We start from the raw sequence: 14602 nt of genomic DNA, 5'->3' as shown, positions 1-14602 counted from the left end.
CCCGATCGTACATCGGCATCTGCATCGGGCGTTGTCTGGATTTTAAGTGACCACTGCTGCCGATCGATTAAATCACCTTGGCCTCTTCCCGCAAGGCTTTGACCAGTGCCGCCACTTTGTCCGCTGCACTGTCGCCGTCTATGATCCGGCCACCCTTTCGTTGCGGGGGCAGCCGCATGGCAAGCGTCTTTACCATGGGCACGCCTGGATCGGTCCCGGTTTCCGACAGGCGGCGCGTGTCAATGGGTTTCTTCTTGGCTTTCATGATGCCCGGCAGGCTGGCATAGCGGGGTTCGTTGAGACCGCGCTGGGTGGTGATCAGCGCCGGAAGGGTCGTTTCCAGCACCAGCGTGCCGCCATCGATGGTCCGCGTGCAGCGGATCTTGCCGTCGGCCAGGTCCTGCTTGACAACCATGGATACAAGGGGGATCCCCATGAGTTCGGCAATGGCCGGACCGACCTGAAAATTATCGTCATCCACAGCCCGGTGGCCGGCGATGATCAGGTCGAAGGCACCCTTTTTCAGTTCTCCAGCCAGCACCTTGGCAATGGCCAGTCCGTCCAACGGCTTTCCTTCCGGATCGATGCGGACGGCGGTATCGGCGCCCATGGCCAGGGCGGTGCGCAGCGCCTCAGCAGCCTTTTCAGGTCCCAGGGAATAAACGGTGACCGTCCCGCCGGTATCGGCGCGAATCTGAAGCGCCTCCTCAACGGCCATTTCGTCATAGGGATTCATCACCCAGTTGATGCCTTCGGTCTTGATGGCGGTCCCGTCGTCGCTGATTTCGATCATCGACTCTGTGGCCGGAACCTGCTTGAGCAGTACGGCAATTTCCACGTTTCACCTTCCTTTGGGGCCGATACCGTCGCATTTTACGTGAAGGGCCCTGTATCTTTTTCCAAATATTAACTTTTAATGAGAATATAACCTATCAATATTATGAGAATTGTTATGACTTCAAAGTCAATTATAGAACTAGGGACGGGTTGTCAACGGGAAATCATCTCCGGACCCCTTTTTGAAGCCGCGGGCTATCGCCCGATCCCAAACCCATCGGACGGATGGTCGACGAGCGACCCGTCAGGCAGTCGGACAACCATAAGGCCCTCCACAGACGCCAATCGGTTGACCAAAGCCAGTCCCTTTTCCGGCCCCATTACCATCAGGGCGGTGGCCAGACCGTCGGCCACCGTGCAATTGGCCGCCACCACCGTGGCACTCACCACTCCGTTGGTTACCGGTCTGCCCGTACGCGGATCGAGAATGTGCGCGTAGGATTGGTTGTCGACTTGAAAGAAAATCCGGTAATCACCGCTGGTGGCCATGGCCCGGTCAGTGAGGGGCACCGCCCGGTAGACATCATTGAATGGGGCCTCCTTGTCCGGGCGGTTGATGCCCACGCGCCAGGCGTTCCCGTCTTTTCGCCGGCCACGGGCGTATACTTCTCCGCCGATCTCCACCAAAAAGTGGGAAAAACCGTTGTCGCCCAACAGCCGGGCAATCGCATCCACCCCGAATCCTTTGGCAATGGACGCCAAATCCAAGGTGACGACGGGATCCCTTTTACTGATGGTACCCGACGGCTCCAAAAGGATGCGGTCGAATCCCACATGGTCAAGCGCCTGCCGGATTTCACGCTCATCCGGGACTTGGCTGACCGACCCTTTTCGTCCGAAACCCCACAGGTTGACTAATGGGTCCAGCGTGCCGTCCCAGGCGCCATCGGTAAGCCTGTGCAATTCGGCCGCCACCCTCAGCACCTCGAGCAGATCGGCGGACGGGGAAAAGGGTTCGTTGGCAGTGGTGATTGCATTGAACCGGCTGATCTCGCTGGTCGGGTCGTAGGTAGACATGCTCGTGTTGATCGCGGCCAGGCGATCGTCGATCTGCCGCTGCAGATGGGCGCCGGACGTCAACCACCCGGTCACCACCTTGATGTGATAGGTGGTTCCCATGGTCTTGCCGGACAACTGCAGCTCCCTTTTCGGCTGGCAGGCGATGCACACCAGGATCATCAAAATCACCGAGGCAAGTCGGGTCTTTCGGATCAGCTCGGGTCGAAGCAGATTCAACATAGGATGCACGCTAAACGAATCATATTCCCACGAAGGATGAAGGGTCGCGCAGACATCGAACGGGTTGCGAAGCCGTCAGCAAATGCGCGGAAGCTGTTCACCGGCAAGCATGTCCACGATGCGCTCGCCGCCAATGCGGGTTCTCATAAAAACGCGGCCGGGATGGTCGTCGGTCACTTCGCCGATGATGCAGGCATCCTTGCCGTACGGGGATTGTTGAATCACCTCCAGCACCTGACCGGCCTGATCCCCCGGCACAACGGCCAGCAGCTTGCCCTCGTTGGCCACGTAGAGGGGATCGAAGCCCAACAACTCGCAGATACCTGAGACAGAGGGCCTGACGGGCAGTCGGTCCTCATAGATGCGAATGCCCGCTTTTGATTGGTCAGCAATCTCATTCAACGTCGTGCCCACGCCGCCCCGGGTGGGGTCTCGTAGGACATGGATGTCGCAACCGGTCCCGAGAATGTCGGCCACCATGTGATTCAAGGGGGCCGAATCGCTCTTGACGTCCGATTCGAAAGCGAGCCCCTGGCGTTGGGTGAGAATGGTCATGCCATGGTCGGCCATGGTGCCGCTGAGGATAACTGCGTCTCCGGGTCGGGCATTGGCACCGGAGACATGGACGTTCTCGTCGATCGTACCGATGCCGGCGGTGTTGATGAAAATCCTGTCCGCCGCCCCTTTGGGTACCACCTTGGTGTCGCCGGTGACCACGATGACCCCGGCCAGCCGGGCGGCACGTCCCATCTGGGCCACCACCCGTTCCAGGTCAGCCATGGGGAAGCCCTCTTCGATGATCATCCCCACGCTCAGGTACAAGGGGGTGGCGCCGCACATGGCCACGTCGTTGACCGTCCCGTTGATGGCCAGGTCGCCGATGCTGCCGCCTGGGAAAAAGATGGGGTCCACCACATAGGTATCCGTAGAGAAGGCGATGCGGCCGCCGGCCAAACGGAGCGTGGCGCCGTCATCGAGCATGGCCAGGGCCGGGTTGTCGAATGCGGGCAGCAACAGGTCGGCCGTCAAGCGATGGGACATCTTTCCCCCGCTGCCATGGTCTAAAAGGATTTTGTCCGATTTCATGGGATAGGGTTGTTTCCTTTATGAATACAAATGGCTAAAAAACTATAGGTCGAAAAATCGATGGTTCAACCGTCGCCGTGGTAGCGATAGTAAGCCGCACAAGTCCCTTCGCTGGAGACCATGCATGGGCCCACCGGCGCCATGGGGTTGCACACCGTTTTGTACAATGGGCACTGGGGTGGAATTTTCAAGCCGGTAAGGACTTCACCACAGGCACACCCCTTGGGTTCCGGAGCGGGTTTCAGCCGAATGCCGAAAACCTTGACGGCGTCGAAAGCTTCATATGCTTCGCGGATGGCCAAACCGCTGCTCGGAATGGTCCCGATGCCCCGCCACTCGGCATCCACCATCTCGAACACCTCGTTCATGATCGCCATGGCCTTGGGATTGCCGGCGGGTGAAACGGCTCGGGGATAGGCGTTCTGCAATGCCGGCTGCCTGGATTCCACTTGGTCTACCAGCATGGCGATACCCTGGAGCAGGTCTGCCGGTTCGAAACCGGCCGCCACGCACGGCACCCGGTGGGTCTCGAAAAAGGGTCGATAGGCATCCAAGCCGATGATCACGGACACGTGGCCGGGAAGCAGGAACCCGTCGATATTGATCTTGCCGTCAGCCAGAGCCTCGAGGGCCGGGGGCACGGTTTTGTGCGCCGACACCACCGAAAAGTTGTCGAGCTTTTGCTGGTGGGCGGCTAAAATGGCGGCTGCCACAGTGGGCGCGGTGGTTTCAAAACCCACCCCCAAAAAGACCACCCGTTTGCCCGGATTTTGACTGGCCAGTTTCACGGCATCGAAGGTGGAGTAGACGATGCGCACATCGGCGCCATCGGCTTTCTCACGCTGCAGCGAGGAGCCGCTGCCGGGCACCCGGATCAGATCGCCGAAGGTGGCCACGATGGTCTCCGGTTCCCGGGCCAGGGCGATAAAGGCGTCGATCTCCTTTTGGGCGGTGACGCACACCGGGCAACCCGGCCCCGACAGCAGGGCGATGGTTTCCGGCAGCAGGGAGCGGATGCCGCTCCTGAAAATGGAGACGGTATGGGTGCCGCACACCTCCATGAAACGAACCGGCCTGCGGCTGGTTCGGGTGATGCGTTGGGCTAAGTGCCGGGCGATTTGCGGATCGTGAAAGGCATCGTTTTTTTTCAGGGTCATGATGTCCCTCATGGCTTATTTACTTATGGAACTCTTAGAAATCGGGTTTCCGACGGCTTCCTAAAAGGTTCGAGATCAAGGCTTGCAAACCCCGAGTAATGAGGCGTACTGACGATACGCCGCATTGACGAGGGATGAAGCGTAACGCAGATATCGGACTTTTTACGACTCCGTCACTGTTGCTGCCGCCACCACTGCCTGCCCCAGGGAAAGACCGCCGTCATTGGTCGGCACCAGCCGATGGGTGAGCAGGTCGAAACCGCTTGCTTTCAAAGCGGCCGCCAACCCGACCAGCAGACGGTGGTTTTGGAATACGCCGCCGCTCAGGGCCACCCGGTCGATGCCCGTGGTGGAGCGCAGGTGGCGGCACAACTGGTCAAAGAGCAGGATCAAGGTGTTGTGAAAACGGGCACTGATCGTATGCGGAGAAACGCCCCTTTCGACATCCCGCACCACGGCCTGAATGATGGGCACGGTTGCTATCCGGCAGGGTCCGTCGCCCTCCCAGAAAAAATCGTAGCTGCCGGATTCGGCGGCGTCGAGGATCATCTCCAGTTCCATGGCGGCCTGGCCCTCGAAGGCCACCTGGCCGCGCAGCCCGGTTATCGCTGCAACGGCATCGAACAGTCGGCCCAGACTGGACGTCAGCGGGCTGTTGATCTGTTTCTCCATCATGGCCATCATGGTCTCCACGGGCTGTCTGCCCAACGATCGCAAAAAAGGCAGGCGAAGCGATCCCGCCTCTTCACCGAAAGCGGCGTTCAGATGGGCCACGGCCATGCGCCACGGTTCCTTGATAGCAGCTGTGCTGCCGGGCATGGGCACCGGTGCCAAATGCGCCGCCCGGGTAAAGGTGTGGTAGTCCGCCACCAGCACCTCGCCCCCCCAGACCGTGCCATCCGTTCCCAGTCCCGTTCCATCGAAGGATAGGCCGATCACCGGCCCGTCGACCTTGTTTTCAGCCATGCAGGCGGCGATGTGGGCGTGGTGGTGCTGCACCGCGATGCAGGCAATGCCCCGCAATTCCCTGGCATAGCGGGTGCTCATGTAATCCGGATGTAAATCGCAGGCCACGACCTGCGGGTCGATGTCCAGAATGCGCTTGAGATGATCCACCGTGAGGCGGAAGAAATCGTCGGTGGCCCGGTTTTCCATATCACCGATGTGTTGGCTCACGAAAGCCTGCCGGCCCCGGGTGAGACAGACGGTGTTTTTCAGTTCAGCCCCGCAGGCCAGCACCGGCGGCATGTCATCCTTTAAAAAAACGGGTACGGGCACATAGCCGCGGGATCGTCGGATAGGACGCATGTGGCCGGCACTGTGACGGACGATGGAGTCGTCGCTGCGCAGGAGGATATCCCGGTCGTGGACCAAGAAATCGTCGGCAATCCCTCCCAAACGCCCAAAGGCTTCAGCGTTGTCGATGGCAATGGGCTCCTCGCTTAGGTTGGCGCTGGTCATCACCAGGGCAACGAAACCGACATCGAGCAGCAGGTGGTGCAAGGGCGTGTAGGGCAGCATAATGCCGAAATAGCGGTTGCGGGGTGATACCGAATCGGCAATGGCGGTGTGGTCGCGCTTTTCCAGCAGAACGATGGGACGCTGGATGGAGACCAGCAAGCGCTCTTCCGCGGTCTGCACACGGGCAATCTCCCGGATGCGATCCAAACTGCTGCACATGAGGGCCAACGGCTTTTCCTCGCGGTGCTTGCGCCGGCGAAGTCGCGAAACGGCATCCGCGTGGGTGGCATCCACGGCCAGGTGAAAACCGCCCAGCCCCTTGATGGCCACGATACGCCCTTGCCTGAGGCGGTTGGCCGCTTCGGCGATGGGATCGTCGGTGTCGACGGCTTTCCCGCCGGCATCACATAAGGTCACCTGTGGACCACAAACCGCACAGGCGTTGGGCTGGGCATGAAAACGCCGGTTGTCGGGGTCGTCATATTCAGCCTGACACATGGGGCACATGCGAAAGCGCCGCATGCTGGTTTTGGGCCGGTCATAGGGAATATCGTCGATGATCGTGTAGCGGGGACCACAGTTGGTGCAGTTGATGAATGGGTAGCCGAAACGCCGATCCACCGGATCGCGCATCTCAGCCAGACAATCCTCGCAGACCATTACATCCGGTGAAATCAGTGTGGCTCGGGTGGCACTGCCGCGGCTTTTGACGATGGAAAACGCCGCAAAACCCTTCACGGCTTCAGGTGTTTCAGACACCTCGACGATGTGTGCCAGGGGCGGCTTTTTATTGGGGAGGTCGTCGATGAACTGCCGGATGTCCGTTTCCAGGCCCTCCAGAACCAGGGACACACCGGTGGCGGTGTTGGCCACTTCCCCCATCAGGCCGTGGTGGTTGGCCAACTGGTAGATGAATGGCCGAAAGCCCACCCCTTGAACAATGCCGTTGATCTCCAGGCGATATGCGGTGCGTGCATCTGTCATGGCCGGTGTTGGCGGCTACCCTTTACCGGCTTCCAGGTTGTCTACGAACGCGGCGGCCTCCTTGAGCAGTCGGATGGTTTCCATGGCCGATTCTTCGTCCAGCTTTTTAATGGCAAAACCGGCATGCACGATGACATAGTCACCCACTGCCGAATCCTCCAACAGCATGAGGCTGGCCGATCGCCTGACGCCGTCCACGTCGATGGTGGCCATTTCATTTTCGATATGGGTTATTTTAGATGGGATTGCAAGACACATGGTCGTCTGCTCCTTTATCGTGACAGGTGACACCCAGTCGTTCGAGTTCACCCAGCACCATCCGAATGACATCTTCCATTCGGTTTCTGGTTGTTTCAGTCAGCTCCGTGCTCAGGGTGTTGATATCTTCGGGCTCCACACCGAGGATGACGGTTTCGGGCACTTTATCCATGGCCTGGCAGAGGGTCAGCGCTTCGAGGAAATCGATTTGATGCAATGAGTTTTTGGCCCGGATTCGCTCGGGAATAACCTCGCCTTCGAGGCGATAGAGGTCACCGGGGACGCCTTGATTGCGAATCACGTCCACCACGATCAGCTGGTCTGCTTCGGACATGACACCCAGAAGACTTACCCCGAGCACGCCGCCGTCGACAATGGAAACGTTTTCAGGGAAGGTATATCGGCGCTCCAGTTCCTCCACGACCCTGACACCGAAGCCCTCATCAGAGAATAATAGATTGCCTACGCCCAGGATCATTACATGGTCCATCGCCATTGCATCCGTTCTTTCCACCTTTTAATAGGCTGAGCCTTCAACCACCACAGACGGCAGTCGTCTGAAACGAATGACCGGACATGGGAAGGGCATAAAGTGGAAGTGGTAGCATGGATTGATAAACGGTTCAAGGCATGATCCGCCGGTCGATAAAGGGACATCCGGAGACGCTGGTCTTTCCGCTCCGGATCAGTGCCGGCGATTTTTGGGCAGGACCAGATTCTCATCGTATAGGGACACGACGCCAATCCGACCCGGCTTCACGGTCACCGGCTCCTGCCAGGCGACCTTGTATCCGTCGATCAAGGCAGGAAACTTCACCAGCACATAGTGGGTACCGGGGGGTGGGTCCAGAAAGGCAAAATTACCGGTTGCCGAGGTCACGGTCTGGGCGATGAGATAGCCGGTTTGCATCTGTTTTTGCTGAAAGCGCTTGTAAAAATCGAGGTGGCAGTTGTTGATGCAGTCCACTTTTCGCTGATGGTGGGTTTCGTCGAGGCATTTTTTTGCCGATACGGGGATTTTATCGCTCACCAGAAACACCGACAGGCGCTCGCCATACGCCTTGTGGCCGGCATCGTTCCGAATAGAAATGGACCCTACAATCCAATCGCCGGCGAGCGCTTGGCCAATGCCTGCAGGCCCCACGAAGGACAACAAAACGCTGAAAACACTGATCATGTACTTAAAGATCCCGCACCTCCTTTATTCCCCATGCGATCAGTATTGAAATTATACTCAAAACGTGGAATAGTAAAGCGGTTCTTTTGCCGCATCCTGAAAAATCATCCTTTTCGATCCGCATTGCTTGGGGGGCCCGATGAACCGTTCTTACATGGGAAAGGTCTTGTGGGTTGACCTGACCACCGGCCGCATCACCACCGAAGCCGTCCCCGATGACGTATACCATCGCTTTTTATCCGGCACCGGTCTGGCCGCATGGCTGCTCTACCGACGGATTCCGGCCGGGGCGAATCCCCTGGGGCCGGACAATATCTTGGGGTTCGTGTCCGGTATACTGACCGCCAGCGGCTCCCTGTTCACCGGCCGTTGGATGGTGGTCGGCAAAAGCCCCCTCACCGGCACCTGGGGCGATGCCAACTGCGGGGGCAATCTGGCTCCCGCCATCAAGGCATGTGGGGTCGACGGCATTTTTTTCACCGACCAGAGTAGCCGGCCGGTTTACCTGTATGCCGACACCAAAGGGGCCGGGCTGCGCGATGCCACCCATCTGTGGGGCCGGGATGCCATCGAAACGGAGCGGCAATTGATAGACGAACACGGCGGCAAACAGCGGGCCCGTGTCGCCTGCATCGGCATGGCTGGAGAGCGCCGTTCGCTCATATCCGGTATCGTGAACCACGGCGGCCGGCTGGCGGCCCGCAGCGGCTTGGGGGCGGTCATGGGCGCCAAGCGGCTCAAGGCCGTTGTCCTGTGCGGCGCCCATCGCGTTCAGGTTCATGACCGCAAGGCCATGAAGACCCTGAGCCTGGCCTGCAACAAGCATGTGGCCTTTCAGCCGCCTTTTTTAAACGGCACCATGACCGCCTATTTAGGCGCACTCATGCGCCTGCTGCCTGCCCAGATGGAGCTCGACGGCATGCTTTACAAGATCATGTTGAGCAAGTGGGGCACCATCAATCAGAACCAGATGGCCATCGAAATCGGCGATGCCCCGGTGATGAACTGGAAAGGCTCCAACCGCGATTTCGGACGGGACAAATCCAAGCTGATCGACCCCGACGTATTCACCCTCCCGGTGGTGGCCAAATATTTTTGCTACTCCTGTCCCTTGGGCTGCGGCGGAATCAGCCTGGCGCCAGACGGCAAGACCGAGGTGCACCGGCCCGAATACGAATCGACCATTGCATTGGGAGGGCTGTGCCTCAACGAAGATGCCGACAGCATTTGCTACCTCAACGAACTGCTTAACCGCGCCGGCATGGACACCATTTCCGTGGGCGGTACGGTGGCTTTTGCCATCGAGTGCTTTGAAAAGGGGCTGTTGACCGCCACGGACACGGATGGGCTGACGCTGACCTGGGGCAACACCGAAGCCATCGTCCGCCTGGTGGAAAAGATGGTCAAACGGGAAGGCATCGGCGACCTGCTGGCCGATGGCGCCAAACGCGCGGCACAGAAAATCGGCCGGGGCGCCGAAACCATGGCAGTCCATGCGGGCGGGCAGGAGCTGGGCATGCACGACGGCCGCTACGATCCTGGATTTGCCCTACACAACGTGGTCGAACCCACCCCCGGCCGCCACACCATCGGCGCCTACATGTACTACGAGATGTTCCAGCTCTGGCGGGTGATACCGGATTTACCCGACCCCTCCCTGTTTTACCTCAAGCGCAGCAAGTACCAGGCAAACCGGGAAAAGGCCGCCATGGGGGCCGCCTGCAGCCAGTACATGAACGTGGTCAATGGTGCCGGCTGCTGCCTTTTCGGCACCTTCATGGGGGCCCACCGGATCCCGCTGTTTGACTGGCTGAACGCCGCCACCGGCTGGGGGCAGTCGCCCGAAGCGTTCATGGTCGTCGGCCATCGGATTCAGACCGTCAAGCAATTGTTCAACATCAAGCAGGGCATCAACCCCACGGATATTCGCCTCAGCAAACGGGTCATCGGCGACCCGCCCCAGCAGGAAGGGGCCAATCAAGGCGTGACGGTCCCCTTGGAAAAATTGCGGCGATACTACTGGTCTGCCATGGGCTTCAGCCCGGATACCGGGGTGCCGACGCCGGAATGTCTGGCCAGTTTGAACTTGGAAATATGATATACCCGCACGCCCTGGAGGGCGTGGCCAACGCGCCGAGGATAGTCCATGGCCTATACCATCACCCATAAATGTAACGGGTGCAGCGTCTGTATGCGTGTTTGCCCGGTGGATGCCATCATCGGCAGACCCAAAGAGCGCCATCGCATTGTATCGGATGTCTGCATCGACTGCGGGGCCTGCGGCCGAATTTGCCCCTACGTCAGTGTAAAGGACCCTGAAGGTCAGGTGTGCGAACGGATCCGCATTCGCTCACGCTGGCCCAAGCCGGTGTTCGACGATAAGCGCTGCATGGGATGCATCATCTGCGTGGAGGCCTGCCCCACGAATTGCATTGATTTGAAACCGGATCGGGGCACCCGTGAAACCATTCGTTATCCGGTTTTACAAAAAGTGCGCAACTGCATCGGATGCGCCTTCTGTATGCTGGAATGTCCGGTTGATGCGGTAAGAATGGAAGAAACTACTTAGATAGCGGGAATGGGAAAACCCCTTCCCGGATCCAAAAGACCCGGGAAGGGGGAATTTAAAAACTAAATCACCTTGAATTTATAAACCTGGTTGGAGTCCGGATCGATCACATGGACGCCGCAGGCCACGCACGGGTCAAAGGAGTGGACCGTGCGCAGAATTTCCAGGGGCTGCTTGGCATCGGCCACGGGTGTGCCAATCAGCGCCTCTTCCACCGGGCCCAGTTTGCCCTTGTCGTCGCGGGGACCAAAGTTCCAGGTTGACGGGACCACGTATTGGTAGTTTTTGATCTTGCCGCCTTCGATGTTAATCCAATGCCCCAACGATCCACGGGGCACGTCGTTGAGCCCCAGGCCCATGGCTTCATCAGGCATTTCCCAGGGGGTGTAAGTCTGGGTGTCGCCGCTCTTGATGTTTTCCAGCAGTTCCATGATCCAGCCGGGCATGGCCTGGCCGATGGCGATGGTCTCCAGTCCTCTGGCGGCGGTCCGGCCGAGGGTGGAGAACAGGGCGGCGGCAGGGATGCCGAGTTTCTGGAGCGTGGCGTCCACCAGCGGTTTGATCTCTTTGTGGCCTTTGCCGTAGGCCACCAGCACACGTGCCAATGGACCCACTTCGCAGGGTTCGTTTTCGTATCTGGGGGCCTTGAACCAGGAGTACTTGCCGCTGTCCGGACGGTACTTGGGATCTTCCTGAAGGGGCTTGGTCTCACCCTTATACGGATGCAGATCGGGTCCGTCCTCATACCAGGCGCGGGTCACATTCTCGGCCACCTTTTCCTGAATGGCCATGGGGATATTGGCCAGGTCCCGTTTGCTGATCAAGCCGCGCGGCATGAACAGGCTGTCCGGCTCATTCTCGCCTTGGGGAAACTCGCCCCAGGCCAGGAAATTAGTGGTGCCGCCGATGGCGCCCCAGTCCTTGTAGAAGGAGGCAACGGCCACCAGGTCGGGGATGTAGACGTTTTCGATGAACTCCTGGGTCTCTTTCTGAAGGTAGAGGAACTCGGCAATGCGGTCGGGTTTCAGGTCAGCCACGCTGGTAATGCCGCCCACCACCAAAAACTGCGGGTGGGGGTTCTTGCCGCCGAAGACGGCGTGCATGCGCGCGGACCTGGCCTGCAGGCGCAGCGCTTCGATATAATGAGCACAGGCCATCAGGTTGGCTTCCGGCGGCAGCTTGTAGGCCGGGTGGCCCCAGTACGCATTGGAGAAGGGGCCCAACTGACCGCTGTCCACAAATGTCTGGATGCGTTGCTGGACCTGCTTGTAGTAGGCCGAGCCACCCACTTTGGCGTTGCTGACGTTGTCGGCCAGTTCGGCGGTTTTCTTGGGATCGGCCTTCAGGGCACTGACAATGTCCACCCAGTCCAGCGCATGCAGGTGATAAAAGTGAACCAGGTGGTCATGCTGGAACTGGGCGGCATGCATCATATTCCGGATCAGTCTGGCGTTTTTGGGAATCTGGACATTGACTGCGGCTTCGACTGCCCTCACCGAGGACAGAGCATGGGTGTACGTTCAGACGCCACAGGATCGGGCCACGAAATGGTGCGCGTCGCGCGGGTCGCGCCCCTGAAGAATCAGCTCGATGCCCCGGAACATCTGGCCCGAGCTCCACGCATTGACGACTTTACCCCCGGCCACTTCCACTTCGATGCGAAGATGGCCCTCGATTCTGGTGATTGGATCCACTACGACTCGCTTGCCCATATTTAGAACCTCCATTTATTCGTCAAAGGACGTTTTCAAGTTGAAATGACAGAACCTACATCTCTTCGTAAAACGGGCTCATGGTGTCCCAGAAATTGGGCTGGCTGCAACCGATGCACGGATGACCCGCCTCCACCGGCCAGCTGGTGCCGTCATTGAATTTGGCGGTGGGGCAGTTGTTGTAGGTCTCCGGCCCGCGGCAGCCCATTTTGTAAAGGCAGTAGCCCATGGCGGCCTCTTCGCTGCCGAACTCCTCCACGAATTCCTCGTTTTCGAAGTGGGAGCGCCGGGGGCATTTGTCGTGGATGGTGTTGCCGAAGGCAAACAACGGCCGGCCCATGTCGTCCAGTTCGGGCAGTTTGCCGAGCAGCAGATAGTTGACCACGGTGCCCACCAGATTGATTGGGTTGGGCGGACATCCGGGAATTTGTAAGGGTTTGATGCCGATGGCCTCGCCGACGCCCTTGTAGCCGCCCGGGTTGGGCGCTGCAGCCTGAATGCCGCCGAAAGTCGCACAGGTGCCGTAGGCGATGACGGCCGCGGCCTTGGGACAGACATCCTTGGCAATCTCCAAGAATGATCGGCCGCCGACTTTGCCGTAGCCGCCGTTGTATTTGGTGCCCACAGCGCCTTCGACGACGCAGATGAACTTGCCTTCATACTTCTTGATCGCATTGTGAAGCTGCTCTTCGGCCTGGTGACCGGCGGCGGCCATGATGGTCTCGTGGTATTCCACCGAGAGCACCTCGAGGACCAATTCGTCAATGTAGGGATACTGGGATCGCAGCAGGGATTCGGAGCATCCGGTGCACTCGGCGAAATGCAGCCAAACCACCGGCGGGCGCTGCACCGGTGCGGCAAACACCTCGGCCACCCTGGGGACAAAGGATGATGACAATCCCATGGTCGCCGTCAGTGCTGTACAGTACTTCATGAAATCTCTTCGTGAGACGCCTTTTTCCTTCAACCGTTGATAAAATGATCTTTCCTGTCCCATTAGCACCTCCTGATGCAGATGATGGATAAGTGTGGAGCAAAAAAAGAGAACCAGTCGTCCATGAGAAAGCCATCCGTAACGAAACACATCGGCGCGGTCATGGTCGCACAGGTTCCACTTGTCTTTTCAAAGGCGTTGGAACGTTTTTTGGGGAAACAATCAATGGTGTTTTGGAACCATTCCGTTATCAGGCCCGGTATTCGGTGATCGCTGTACAACTCACGGACGCGTGCGGCTGTCAAGCGGAGGCACAACGGCCTGAGAGCTTCGACAATTCTGAATGAATACCGATTCACAGGTGATGAATTAAAACTAAACGGCGTCCTTACCTATTAGTGGAAGGCCCAGGGCAAGTCAAGGTAAAAAGCTTATTTTGGCTATTGTTCAAGCTGGTTGAGGATCCTAAGGCAGGAAGCTTTTTCGCTGGGTGGAAATCACAAAAGGAGACCCAAAAGCGCCGCATACCAGCACGGACGCTTTTGGGTTCGATGGTGTGGAACTGGGTCAGGCATCGTCGAGGCTGGTGTCCTCATCGGATGCCTTAATGGATTTTTTAAGGCCTTTGATTATCCCCTTTTCCTCGAAATCTTCATCGATGTCACTGTCATCATCGAGCAGATCATCCACCTCTATCTCGGTGTCATCATCATCGTCGTCGTCGTCAGGATCGTTGACGACCGACTCGACCACCGGTTCAAACATGTCCCGTTCTTCGAAGAAAAGTTCGGCGGAGGGGTTAGCGCCAGGTTGAAACATCTCGACAATGGCATCGGCGATACGTTCCGTGTATGTGCCCGGTGGATACATATTGTGTGTGCGAAGCGCCTGTATCAGGGCGTTGCGATCTTTTTCCATGGCAGCCTTGATGGCTGCGGTATCGTAGGTTTCTTCACACAGCAGGGAGAGCATCTCCTTGTCCAGTTCAGCGTATTCCTGAATGGCCAGCTTCCCGGCTTCATCGTCCTTTAGAACCAAATATTTTTGTTTCATAAGCGTCTTCCTCCAGGGGCGATATTTCGCTGTTTTTTTTCGTGCACGGAGGAACATCACAAAACATCTTTGATGTCAACCATCATTTAAGTTATTGGGATAAAAGGATTGACGCTGATGGTCCGAAATGATAAT

Annotated in this window: 14 protein-coding genes; 2 read left to right on the top strand and 12 right to left on the bottom strand. The window is 58.2% G+C overall.

Annotation, left to right across the window (positions count from 1 at the left end; translation table 11 throughout):
- Nucleotides 1–67: 67 nt before the first annotated feature.
- The 8 genes from ABYV26_RS00395 to ABYV26_RS00360 form a co-directional block, all read right to left on the bottom strand.
- Nucleotides 68–838, bottom strand: a complete 771-nt coding sequence (locus tag ABYV26_RS00395) for an electron transfer flavoprotein subunit beta (protein WP_372677074.1) — start codon at nucleotides 836–838, stop codon at nucleotides 68–70.
- A gap of 194 nt (nucleotides 839–1032) precedes the next feature.
- Entirely contained in the window at nucleotides 1033–2076 is a 1044-nt protein-coding gene (locus tag ABYV26_RS00390) for an FAD:protein FMN transferase (protein ID WP_372677143.1), read from the bottom strand.
- A 75-nt stretch (nucleotides 2077–2151) separates the two neighbouring features.
- On the bottom strand, nucleotides 2152–3162 hold the full coding sequence (gene hypE, locus ABYV26_RS00385) for a hydrogenase expression/formation protein HypE (RefSeq protein ID WP_372677072.1): 1011 nt from the start codon (nucleotides 3160–3162) through the stop codon (nucleotides 2152–2154).
- Between the two features lie 65 nt (nucleotides 3163–3227).
- A complete protein-coding gene (gene hypD, locus ABYV26_RS00380) occupies nucleotides 3228–4319 on the bottom strand; it encodes a hydrogenase formation protein HypD (protein WP_372677070.1) in 1092 nt (363 codons plus the stop codon).
- A gap of 162 nt (nucleotides 4320–4481) precedes the next feature.
- On the bottom strand, nucleotides 4482–6764 hold the full coding sequence (gene hypF / locus ABYV26_RS00375) for a carbamoyltransferase HypF (protein WP_372677068.1): 2283 nt from the start codon (nucleotides 6762–6764) through the stop codon (nucleotides 4482–4484).
- 15 nt (nucleotides 6765–6779) lie between these two features.
- Nucleotides 6780–7022, bottom strand: a complete 243-nt coding sequence (locus ABYV26_RS00370; protein WP_372677066.1) for a HypC/HybG/HupF family hydrogenase formation chaperone — start codon at nucleotides 7020–7022, stop codon at nucleotides 6780–6782.
- Nucleotides 7000–7512, bottom strand: a complete 513-nt coding sequence (locus ABYV26_RS00365) for a HyaD/HybD family hydrogenase maturation endopeptidase (protein ID WP_372677065.1) — start codon at nucleotides 7510–7512, stop codon at nucleotides 7000–7002. Before ABYV26_RS00365 ends, ABYV26_RS00370 begins: the two co-directional genes overlap by 23 nt.
- 195 nt (nucleotides 7513–7707) lie before the next feature.
- Nucleotides 7708–8199, bottom strand: coding sequence for a carboxypeptidase-like regulatory domain-containing protein (locus tag ABYV26_RS00360; RefSeq protein WP_372677063.1), 492 nt, complete (start codon nucleotides 8197–8199; stop codon nucleotides 7708–7710).
- 139 nt (nucleotides 8200–8338) lie between these two features.
- On the opposite strand from ABYV26_RS00360, the gene ABYV26_RS00355 reads away from it, so the two are divergent.
- Nucleotides 8339–10297, top strand: a complete 1959-nt coding sequence (locus ABYV26_RS00355; RefSeq protein ID WP_372677061.1) for an aldehyde ferredoxin oxidoreductase family protein — start codon at nucleotides 8339–8341, stop codon at nucleotides 10295–10297.
- 48 nt (nucleotides 10298–10345) lie between these two features.
- Nucleotides 10346–10768, top strand: coding sequence for a 4Fe-4S binding protein (locus ABYV26_RS00350; protein ID WP_372677059.1), 423 nt, complete (start codon nucleotides 10346–10348; stop codon nucleotides 10766–10768).
- 62 nt (nucleotides 10769–10830) lie between these two features.
- Here the strand turns inward: ABYV26_RS00350 and ABYV26_RS00345 are convergent, their stop codons facing one another.
- The 4 genes from ABYV26_RS00345 to ABYV26_RS00330 form a co-directional block, all read right to left on the bottom strand.
- Nucleotides 10831–12372, bottom strand: a complete 1542-nt coding sequence (locus ABYV26_RS00345) for a nickel-dependent hydrogenase large subunit (protein WP_372677142.1) — start codon at nucleotides 12370–12372, stop codon at nucleotides 10831–10833.
- Nucleotides 12289–12480, bottom strand: a complete 192-nt coding sequence (locus tag ABYV26_RS00340; RefSeq protein WP_372677145.1) for a nickel-dependent hydrogenase large subunit — start codon at nucleotides 12478–12480, stop codon at nucleotides 12289–12291. Before ABYV26_RS00340 ends, ABYV26_RS00345 begins: the two co-directional genes overlap by 84 nt.
- A gap of 55 nt (nucleotides 12481–12535) precedes the next feature.
- Nucleotides 12536–13477, bottom strand: a complete 942-nt coding sequence (locus tag ABYV26_RS00335) for a hydrogenase small subunit (protein ID WP_372677057.1) — start codon at nucleotides 13475–13477, stop codon at nucleotides 12536–12538.
- Between the two features lie 504 nt (nucleotides 13478–13981).
- Complete coding sequence (locus ABYV26_RS00330) at nucleotides 13982–14467, bottom strand: hypothetical protein (protein ID WP_372677056.1); 486 nt, start codon at nucleotides 14465–14467, stop codon at nucleotides 13982–13984.
- Nucleotides 14468–14602 lie beyond the last annotated feature (135 nt).

Origin of the sequence: Desulfosarcina sp. (assembly GCF_041551955.1) — a bacterium.
In the GTDB taxonomy this organism is placed as follows: Bacteria; Desulfobacterota; Desulfobacteria; order Desulfobacterales; family Desulfosarcinaceae; genus Desulfosarcina.
The sequence above is the reverse complement of the archived record's forward strand: the minus strand, read 5'-3'. Positions and strand labels throughout refer to the sequence as shown.

What these genes read in the sequence shown, in the direction of transcription:
- ABYV26_RS00330 (WP_372677056.1), bottom strand. Translation starts at nt 14,467, where the DNA reads ATGAAACAAAAATATTTGGTTCTAAAGGACGATGAAGCCGGGAAGCTG.
- ABYV26_RS00390 (WP_372677143.1), bottom strand. Translation starts at nt 2,076, where the DNA reads ATGTTGAATCTGCTTCGACCCGAGCTGATCCGAAAGACCCGACTTGCC.
- hypD (WP_372677070.1), bottom strand. Translation starts at nt 4,319, where the DNA reads ATGACCCTGAAAAAAAACGATGCCTTTCACGATCCGCAAATCGCCCGG.
- ABYV26_RS00360 (WP_372677063.1), bottom strand. Translation starts at nt 8,199, where the DNA reads ATGATCAGTGTTTTCAGCGTTTTGTTGTCCTTCGTGGGGCCTGCAGGC.
- ABYV26_RS00350 (WP_372677059.1), top strand. Translation starts at nt 10,346, where the DNA reads ATGGCCTATACCATCACCCATAAATGTAACGGGTGCAGCGTCTGTATG.
- ABYV26_RS00365 (WP_372677065.1), bottom strand. Translation starts at nt 7,512, where the DNA reads ATGGACCATGTAATGATCCTGGGCGTAGGCAATCTATTATTCTCTGAT.
- hypE (WP_372677072.1), bottom strand. Translation starts at nt 3,162, where the DNA reads ATGAAATCGGACAAAATCCTTTTAGACCATGGCAGCGGGGGAAAGATG.
- ABYV26_RS00370 (WP_372677066.1), bottom strand. Translation starts at nt 7,022, where the DNA reads ATGTGTCTTGCAATCCCATCTAAAATAACCCATATCGAAAATGAAATG.
- ABYV26_RS00335 (WP_372677057.1), bottom strand. Translation starts at nt 13,477, where the DNA reads ATGGGACAGGAAAGATCATTTTATCAACGGTTGAAGGAAAAAGGCGTC.
- ABYV26_RS00355 (WP_372677061.1), top strand. Translation starts at nt 8,339, where the DNA reads ATGAACCGTTCTTACATGGGAAAGGTCTTGTGGGTTGACCTGACCACC.
- ABYV26_RS00340 (WP_372677145.1), bottom strand. Translation starts at nt 12,480, where the DNA reads ATGGGCAAGCGAGTCGTAGTGGATCCAATCACCAGAATCGAGGGCCAT.
- hypF (WP_372677068.1), bottom strand. Translation starts at nt 6,764, where the DNA reads ATGACAGATGCACGCACCGCATATCGCCTGGAGATCAACGGCATTGTT.